This window comes from Sphingomonas segetis, assembly GCF_009720245.1.
Classification (GTDB): Bacteria; Pseudomonadota; Alphaproteobacteria; order Sphingomonadales; family Sphingomonadaceae; genus Sphingomicrobium; species Sphingomicrobium segetis.
Map to the genome: position 1 here is coordinate 1 of NZ_WJSQ01000134.1, position 7,636 is coordinate 7,636.

11 protein-coding genes are annotated in these 7,636 nt (G+C 66.6%); all 11 read left to right on the plus strand.

Annotated elements, in window-relative coordinates; genetic code table 11:
- Nucleotides 1-361: hypothetical protein (locus GH737_RS11605; protein ID WP_230558782.1), on the plus strand; the 361-nt coding region annotated here is incomplete at its 5' end.
- A 1-nt stretch (nucleotide 362) separates the two neighbouring features.
- Entirely contained in the window at nucleotides 363-599 is a 237-nt protein-coding gene (locus GH737_RS11610; protein WP_155264970.1) for a hypothetical protein, read from the plus strand.
- Between the two features lie 14 nt (nucleotides 600-613).
- Complete coding sequence (gene gstA / locus GH737_RS11615) at nucleotides 614-1,237, plus strand: glutathione transferase GstA (protein ID WP_230558783.1); 624 nt, start codon at nucleotides 614-616, stop codon at nucleotides 1,235-1,237.
- Nucleotides 1,238-1,282: 45 nt separating this feature from the next.
- Nucleotides 1,283-2,425 carry an acyl-CoA dehydrogenase family protein gene (locus GH737_RS11620; protein ID WP_155264971.1) on the plus strand — a complete coding sequence of 381 codons (1,143 nt, stop codon included), beginning with the start codon at nucleotides 1,283-1,285 and terminating at the stop codon, nucleotides 2,423-2,425.
- Nucleotides 2,422-3,486, plus strand: a complete 1,065-nt coding sequence (locus GH737_RS11625) for an enoyl-CoA hydratase/isomerase family protein (protein ID WP_155264972.1) — start codon at nucleotides 2,422-2,424, stop codon at nucleotides 3,484-3,486. Before GH737_RS11620 ends, GH737_RS11625 begins: the two co-directional genes overlap by 4 nt.
- A complete protein-coding gene (locus GH737_RS11630) occupies nucleotides 3,483-4,259 on the plus strand; it encodes an enoyl-CoA hydratase (protein ID WP_155264973.1) in 777 nt (258 codons plus the stop codon). Before GH737_RS11625 ends, GH737_RS11630 begins: the two co-directional genes overlap by 4 nt.
- Before the next feature lie 76 nt (nucleotides 4,260-4,335).
- The gene (gene mmsB / locus GH737_RS11635; RefSeq protein WP_155264974.1) at nucleotides 4,336-5,238 is read left to right on the plus strand and encodes a 3-hydroxyisobutyrate dehydrogenase; all 903 of its coding nucleotides are present in this window, start codon (nucleotides 4,336-4,338) and stop codon (nucleotides 5,236-5,238) included.
- Nucleotides 5,239-5,247: 9 nt separating this feature from the next.
- Nucleotides 5,248-5,814, plus strand: coding sequence for a c-type cytochrome (locus tag GH737_RS11640; protein WP_155264975.1), 567 nt, complete (start codon nucleotides 5,248-5,250; stop codon nucleotides 5,812-5,814).
- Nucleotides 5,811-6,479 (plus strand): cytochrome b/b6 domain-containing protein, encoded by a 669-nt coding sequence (locus GH737_RS11645; RefSeq protein ID WP_196233128.1) that lies wholly within the window; start codon nucleotides 5,811-5,813, stop codon nucleotides 6,477-6,479. Before GH737_RS11640 ends, GH737_RS11645 begins: the two co-directional genes overlap by 4 nt.
- Nucleotides 6,480-6,510: 31 nt before the next feature.
- Nucleotides 6,511-7,083 carry a NifU family protein gene (locus GH737_RS11650; RefSeq protein WP_155264977.1) on the plus strand — a complete coding sequence of 191 codons (573 nt, stop codon included), beginning with the start codon at nucleotides 6,511-6,513 and terminating at the stop codon, nucleotides 7,081-7,083.
- A 44-nt stretch (nucleotides 7,084-7,127) separates the two neighbouring features.
- Nucleotides 7,128-7,636, plus strand: a 509-nt coding sequence (tsaB, locus tag GH737_RS11655) for a tRNA (adenosine(37)-N6)-threonylcarbamoyltransferase complex dimerization subunit type 1 TsaB (protein WP_155264979.1), incomplete at its 3' end; no start/stop codon positions are given.

Below are 7,636 nucleotides of genomic sequence, written 5' to 3' on the forward strand. Positions count from 1 at the left end.
GCCCGCCGACACCGCTCCGATGGATGATGCGCAGGCTGCCAGCGAAGCCGCGCAGCCGCGGCCGGCGCAAATCCCTGCGGCGCTTCACGGGCGCTGGGGGTTGGCGCCCGCCGACTGCACCTCCGCGCTCGGGGACGCCAAGGGGCTGCTGGTCGTGAGCGAGCGCGAGCTTCGCTTCTACGAATCGCGTGCCGTGCCTTCGCCGGGCGCGGAAGCGGACGAAGATTCGATCACCGGCAATTTCCGCTTCACCGGCGAAGGCCAGACCTGGACCAAGTTCGAGACTCTGCAGCGGCGCAAGGATAAATTGATACGGATCGATAGCAACCCAACAGCGAGCTACTCCTATGTCAAATGCTAGAATGATCGCCGCGCTCGGGCTCGCCGCTCTGGCGGCGGGCGGGTGCAACAGGCAGCAGCCGGCGGCGGACCAGAACATCTCGATCGATGCGGGGGTGCCGGACAATGGGGTGGCCGGCAATGCCGATATCGTCACCCTGCCCGCGGACGAGAGCAGCATGACGCCGACCAACCAGCTGCAGAACGGCTTCGACGCTCCGGACGTCAACGATACCGGGAATGCCGGCAACTCTCACTGAGGAAAGACCCGACCATGCTGACGCTTTATTATTCGCCCGGCGCCTGCTCCCAGGCACCCCACATCCTGCTTCACGAAATCGGCACCGAGCATGACGCCAAACGCGTCGACCTCAAGGCCAAGAAGCTGGAAGATGGGAGCGACTATCTGAAGGTGAACCCCAAAGGCGTCGTTCCAGCGCTCCAGCTGCCCAGTGGCGAGGTGCTGACCGAGAATTCGGTCGTCCTCCAATATTTAGGCGACCGCGCCGCCTGGCCCGAGGTCCTCCCGCCGCTCGGGAACTTCAGCCGCTACCGAGTGCTCGAGCTGGTCAACTTCATCACGACCGAGCTCCACAAGAGCTTCACGCCGCTGTTCAAGCCCGACGCGAGCGAAGAGACCAAGGCCTATTTCGCGAGGCAGATTGCGGGCAAGCTCGATTATATCGACGGGCGGCTCGGCGCCGGGCCGTTCCTGATGGGCGAGGAGCTGACGATTCCCGACCCCTATCTGTTCGTCATGGCCGGATGGGCGGAGAAGATGATCGGGCTCGACAAGTGGCCGAACCTGGTCGCGTTCCGGGAGCGGATGCTCGAGCGGCCCGCGGTGCGGCACGTGCTCAAGTTCGAGGGGCTGCTGCAGGAGGAAGCGGTCGCATAGCCCGCACTTGCTGACAATTTACGCGCGCCCTAGAGCGCCCGCTCCATGAGCCAGTTCGACCTCACCGACGACCAGCTCCAGATCCAGGAGATGGCGCGCAAGTTCACCGCGGACGCGATCGCGCCGTTCGCGGCCGAGTGGGACGAGAAGCACGTCTTCCCGCGCGACACGATCCGCGAGGCGGCCGAGCTCGGCTTCGGCTCGATCTACGTCTCGGAGGAAAGCGGCGGGATCGGGCTGGGACGGCTGGAAGCGGCGCTGATCTTCGAGGCGCTGGCCTATGGCTGCCCCAGCACGAGCGCCTTCATCTCGATCCACAACATGGCGAGCTGGATGATCGACCGCTTCGGCTCGGCCGAGGTGAAGCAGAAATATCTGCCCTCGATGATCACGATGGAGCGAATGGGCAGCTATTGCCTGACCGAGCCGTCTTCCGGGTCCGATGCCGCGGCGCTCAGGACCAAGGCGGTGCTGGACGGCGATCATTATGTGGTCAGCGGCTCGAAGGCGTTCATTTCGGGCGCGGGCGAGAACGAGATTTACGTGACCATGGTCCGCACCGGCGAGGACGGGCCGAAGGGCATCTCGTGCCTGGTCATCGAGAAGGACATGCCGGGCGTCAGCTTCGGCGCGCAGGAGAAGAAGCTCGGCTGGCATTCGCAGCCCACGGCGCAGGTCAATTTCGACGAGGTCCGGGTGCCGGTCGAGAACCGGGTCGGTGCCGAGGGCGAGGGTTTCCGCATCGCCATGATGGGGCTCGATGGCGGGCGCCTCAATATCGGCGCCTGCTCGCTCGGCGGAGCGCAGCGCTGCCTCGACGAGGCGGTGAAATACACCAAGGAGCGCAAGCAGTTCGGCCAGCCGATCGCCGACTTCCAGGCGACGCAGTTCACGCTCGCGGACATGGAGACGGAGCTGGAGGCCGCGCGCTACCTGCTCTACGTCGCGGCGGCCAAGGTGACTGCGAACGCGCCCGCCAAGACCAGGTTCGCGGCCATGGCCAAGCGGCTCGCGACCGACACGGGCTCTTCGGTCGTCGACCGCGCGCTGCAGCTCCACGGCGGCTACGGCTATCTGCAGGACTATCCGGTCGAGCGCTTCTGGCGCGACCTGCGGGTCCACTCGATCCTCGAGGGCACCAACCAGATCATGCGCGTGATCGTCAGCCGGGATTTGCTGAGGCAGTGACCGACGACGTCCTGATCAGCGTCGAACGCGGGGTTGCCCGGCTTCGCCTCAACCGGCCCAAGGCGATTCACGCGCTGACCACCCGCATGTGCGAAGCGATGAGCGAGGCGCTGCTCAAGTGGCGCACCGACGACAATGTCGAGCTGGTCGTCATCGACCATGCCGAAGGCCGGGGCTTTTGCGCCGGCGGCGACGTGGTCATGCTCGCGCGAAGCGGGAACGAAGACGCCGAGGAAGCCAAGCGCTTCTTCTTTGCCGAATACCGGCTCAACCACCTGCTCTTCACCTACGACAAGCCGACCATCGCGATCATGGACGGGATCGCGATGGGGGGCGGCGTCGGGATCGCGCTGCCCTGCACCCATCGCATCGCCACCGAGAACACGCGGCTGGCAATGCCCGAAACGAGCATCGGCCTGTTCCCCGACGTCGGCGGCGGCTGGTACCTGTCGCGCCTGCCCGGCCGCGTCGGACAGTTCATGGTCCTGACCGGCGCCCGGCTCGACGGCGCGGAATGCCGCTATCTCAACCTCGCCACCCATTATGTCGAGCAGGCCGGTCTCGCCGATTTGGTCGAGCGGATCATGAAAGCGCCGGCGCGCGCGCAGGGCGCGCTCGGCGCCGCGGCGACCAAGGCCCCGGACGCAAAGATCGAACAGAACCTGCCGCAAATCGCGAAACTGTTCGCGTCCGACCGGCTCGAGGACGTGATCGCCGGCCTTGAAGCGGACGAGACCGACTGGGCGCACAGCGAGCTGGCGACGCTCAGGACCAAGAGCCCGCTGTCGTGCAAGGTCTCGCTGCGGCTGCTCGCCGAGGGTGCGAACCGCGTCACCTTCGCCGATGAGATGCGCGCGGAATATGCGCTCGCCGGGCGGGTCGTGCGGACTCACGATTTCCGCGAGGGCGTACGCGCGCTGCTGATCGACAAGACCGGCGACCCGCAATGGGCCCCGGCGACACCCGAGGAGGTGACGGACGAAATGCTCGACGTGCTGTTCGAGCCGCTTCCGCCGAGCGAAGCATGGACTCCCTTCCCGCAGGCGGAGACGGTCGCATGAGCGTGTACAACACGATCCTGGTAGAGCAGCGCGGCGCGGTGACACTCGTCACCCTGAACCGGCCGCAGGCGCTGAATGCGCTCAACAGCGAGGTGCTGAAGGAGCTGACGGAAGCCTTCCAAGCTTACGACGCCGACGACAGCCAGCACTGCCTCGTGCTGACTGGCTCGGAAAAGGCGTTCGCAGCGGGCGCCGACATCAAGGAGATGCAGGCCCAGGGCTTCGCCGACATGTATTCCTCCGACTTTTTCGCCGGCTGGGAAAAGGTCACGGCGACGCGCAAGCCGTGGATCGCCGCGGTCGCCGGCTTTGCGCTCGGCGGCGGGTGCGAAGTCGCGATGATGGCCGACTTCATCATCGCCGCGGACAGCGCGAAGTTCGGCCAGCCGGAGATCAAGCTCGGAGTCACGCCCGGAATGGGCGGGTCACAGCGGCTGACCTGGGCCGTCGGCAAGGCCAAGGCGATGGAGATGTGCCTCACTGGTCGGATGATGGAGGCGGCGGAGGCGGAGCGCTCCGGGCTCGTCGCGAAGGTCGTGCCTGCGGACCGGCTGCTGGAGGAGGCGCTCAAGACGGCGGAAGCGATCGCCGCAATGCCGCCGCTGGCCGCGGTCGCGGTCAAGGAGATGGTCAACGCAGCCTTCGAGATCCCGCTATCGCAGGGCATCCGCTTCGAGCGGCGGCTGTTCCACGGCCTGTTCGGGACCGAGGACCAGAAAGAAGGCATGGCCGCCTTCGTCGAAAAGCGGCCGGGGAATTGGAAGGGGAGATAGACTGTACCCCGGCGGCGCTCCGCGCCGATTTTTTTCTGGACTGGACCCCGGCCTTCGCCGGGTACGAGGAGATAGAATGGCACGCATCGCATTCATTGGCCTTGGCCACATGGGCGGCGGGATGGCGCCGAACCTCGCCAAGGCGGGGCACGAGGTCCGCGCGTTCGACCTGAGCGAAGAGGCGCTGGCCAAGGCCGCCGAGCAAGGCTGCGGCCGCGCGGACTCAACTGAGGAGGCGTGCGTGGACGCCGAGGTTGTCATCACCATGCTCCCCGCTGCGACCCACGTGCTGGACGTCTATCGCAATCACGTGTTCGGCAATGCGCCGCCAAGCGCGCTGCTGATCGACTGCTCGACGATCGATGTGGGAAGCGCGCGGACGGTCGAGGAAGAGGCTGGAGCCAAGGGCTACGAAATGGTCGATGCCCCGGTGTCCGGCGGGATCGCGGCCGCCGCCGCGGGGTCGCTCGCATTCATGGTCGGCGGCTCGCCCGAAGCGTTCACCAGGGCCAAACCGATCATCGAGCCGATGGCCAAGGCGGTGATCCACGCAGGCGGAGCCGGCGCCGGCCAGGCCGCGAAAATCTGCAACAACTTGATCCTCGGCGCGACCATGGCGGTGACGTGCGAAGCCTTCGTCCTCGCGCAGAAGCTCGGGCTCGACCCGCAGGTGTTCTTCGACATCAGCTCCCAGGCGTCGGGCCAGAGCTGGTCGATGACCACTTACTGCCCGGTGCCAGGCGTCGGCCCCAAGACTCCCGCCGACAATGACTACGAGGGCGGGTTCGCGGCGGCGCTGATGCTCAAGGACTTGAAGCTGGCGATGGAAGCCGCCAGTCAGGTGGGCCTCGAACTGGAAATGGGCGAGGAAGCCGAGGAAGAGTATTCGAAATTCGTCGATGGCGGCGGCGGGAACAAAGATTTCTCCGCGATCATCAAAATGATCGACGGCAGCTGGAAAGCGCCGGACGGACAATAAGGAGGGATTATGCGCTTCGTACCCATTGCCGCCGCGTGCGCCTGCCTCGCTCTGGCGGGCTGCGGCGACTGGAAGTCGGGTCAGGCGAACAACGCCGCGGCCAACGTCAGCGCGGATTCGCGGCCGGCGGACACGGCTGTCGCGACCACCGTCGCGATGCGGACCGCCGCCCCCGCGACCAAGGAGGAAGCGCTCGAGATCATGCACGAGCGGCATGAGGGCATGGAGGGCATGGGCAAGGCGACCAAGGCGATCGGCCGCGAGCTCAAGTCGGATAGCCCGGACCTCGGGGTCATCCGCGAGTCGGCGAAGAAAATTACCGACTTCGCGCCGAGATCGGCCGTGCTCTTTCCGCCGGGCACGGGCCCCGATGTCGGCAAGACCGGCGCCAAGCCCGAAATCTGGCAGAGCCCGCAGGACTTCACTGCCAAGGATGCGGACTTTCAGCGCGCCGCGCAGGCATTCGGCGCCGCGGTTTCGAGCGGTGACCCGACCGCGATCAAGGCGAAGTTCGCCGACCTCGGGAACACCTGCAAGGCGTGCCACGACAAGTACCGCTCGAAGATGAAGCATTGATCCGGCAGGCGGGCGCGAAGCAGCCCGTCTGGGACTTGCCGACGCGACTCGTCCACTGGACGCTCGCCGCGCTGATCGCGTTCAGCTGGTGGTCGGCCGAGTATCGCCACACCGGCTGGCACATCTGGTCCGGCTGCGCGATCCTGACCTTGCTGATTTTCCGCTTGCTGTGGGGCTTCGCCGGAAGTTCGACCGCGCGTTTCGCCAACTTCGTCCGCGGACCGCGGGCTATCGCCGATTATTGGCGCGGCACATGGACCGGCATTGGTCACAACCCGCTCGGCGCGCTCAGCGTCCTCGCCCTTCTCGCTGTGACCGCTGTGCAGGTGGGGCTCGGCGTGATCGCGCAGGACGAAGACGGCATCTTCATGGGCCCGCTCGCACAGCTGGTCAGCAGCGACACATCGGACAAGGCGCGCGACATCCACGAGCTGTGGTTCTACGTCCTGCTCGGCTTCATCGCCCTGCACCTCGCCGCGGTCGCCTTCTACCGCGTGGTCCGAGGAAAGCGTCTGATCGTGCCGATGGTCACCGGCCGCACCCCGCTCGATCCCGGCGTGCAGCCAATGCGCCGTGGCAAATGGTGGGCAGCGCTGCTCTGCCTCGCCGTCGCACTGGGCATAACCCGCTGGGTCATCGCCGGCGCGCCGCCTTTTGGTCCTTGATCGCAACGCATCCGAGGACCACATCGCGACCATGCTGATCCGCACCGAACAGACGCCCAACCCCGCGACCCGCAAGTTCCTGCCCGGCCAGGTCGTGATGGAGGCCGGCACGCGCGACTTTCCGGACGCGGACAGCGCCGAGGCCTCGCCGCTGGCCAACGCTTTGTTCGGCAGCGGGATGGTCGAGGGCGTTTTCTACGGGCGCGACTTCGTGTCGGTCACCGCGGGGTCGGGAGTATCGTGGAGCGATCTGGAGCCGGCAGTCCTCGAAACCCTGCTCGACCATTTCGTCAGCCGCACGCCCCTGTTCGCGCCCGGAACCGCCGCCGGCATTCGGATCGACGACGATCCGGCGTTCGAGGACAAACCCGAAGACGCCGAGGTCATCGGCCAGATCAAGGAGCTGATCGAGACGCGGGTCCGGCCGGCGGTCGCCCAGGACGGCGGCGACATCCTGTACAAGGGCTACAAGGACGGCCGGCTATACCTCTCGATGCACGGCGCCTGTTCGGGCTGCCCGTCGTCGACGATCACCCTCAAGCGCGGGATCGAAAGCCTGATCCGCCACTACGTGCCCGAGGTCGAATCGGTCGAAGCCGTTTGAGGCCTTGCGGCGTTGGGCCGCATGTGACCACTATCGCTCCCGATATGTTGCTCGCTTTCGACACGTCGAGCGCCGCCTGTACCGCCGCTTTGTTCGACGGCGACGGCGCCTGCATCGCACGCCGCGACGAACTGATCGGCCGCGGCCATGCCGAGCGGCTGGTGCCAATGATCGCCGAACTGCTCGACGGCCGGAGAGCGGCGCGCGTCCTCGTCGGCGTCGGACCGGGGAGCTTCACCGGAATCCGCGTCGCGATCGCGGCCGCGCACGGGCTAGCGATCGGCTGGGACGCGGAACTGAAGGGGATGTCCTCGCTCGCGCTGCTCGCCGTGGGCGCGGATAGCCAAAGCGAAGTCGCGGCAGCGGTCATCGGCGGTCACGGCGAGCTGTTCGTCCAGCAATTCGATGCGAAGACGTCGAAGCCGATATCCGGACTGCGCAACCTCGCTCCGGCGGAGGCGGCGCGGTTTGCCACAGCCGAGCTCGTCGTCGGTTCGGGCGCCGGGCGGTTGGTCGAGGCGCGGAGCAACATATCGGGAGCGATAGTGGTCAC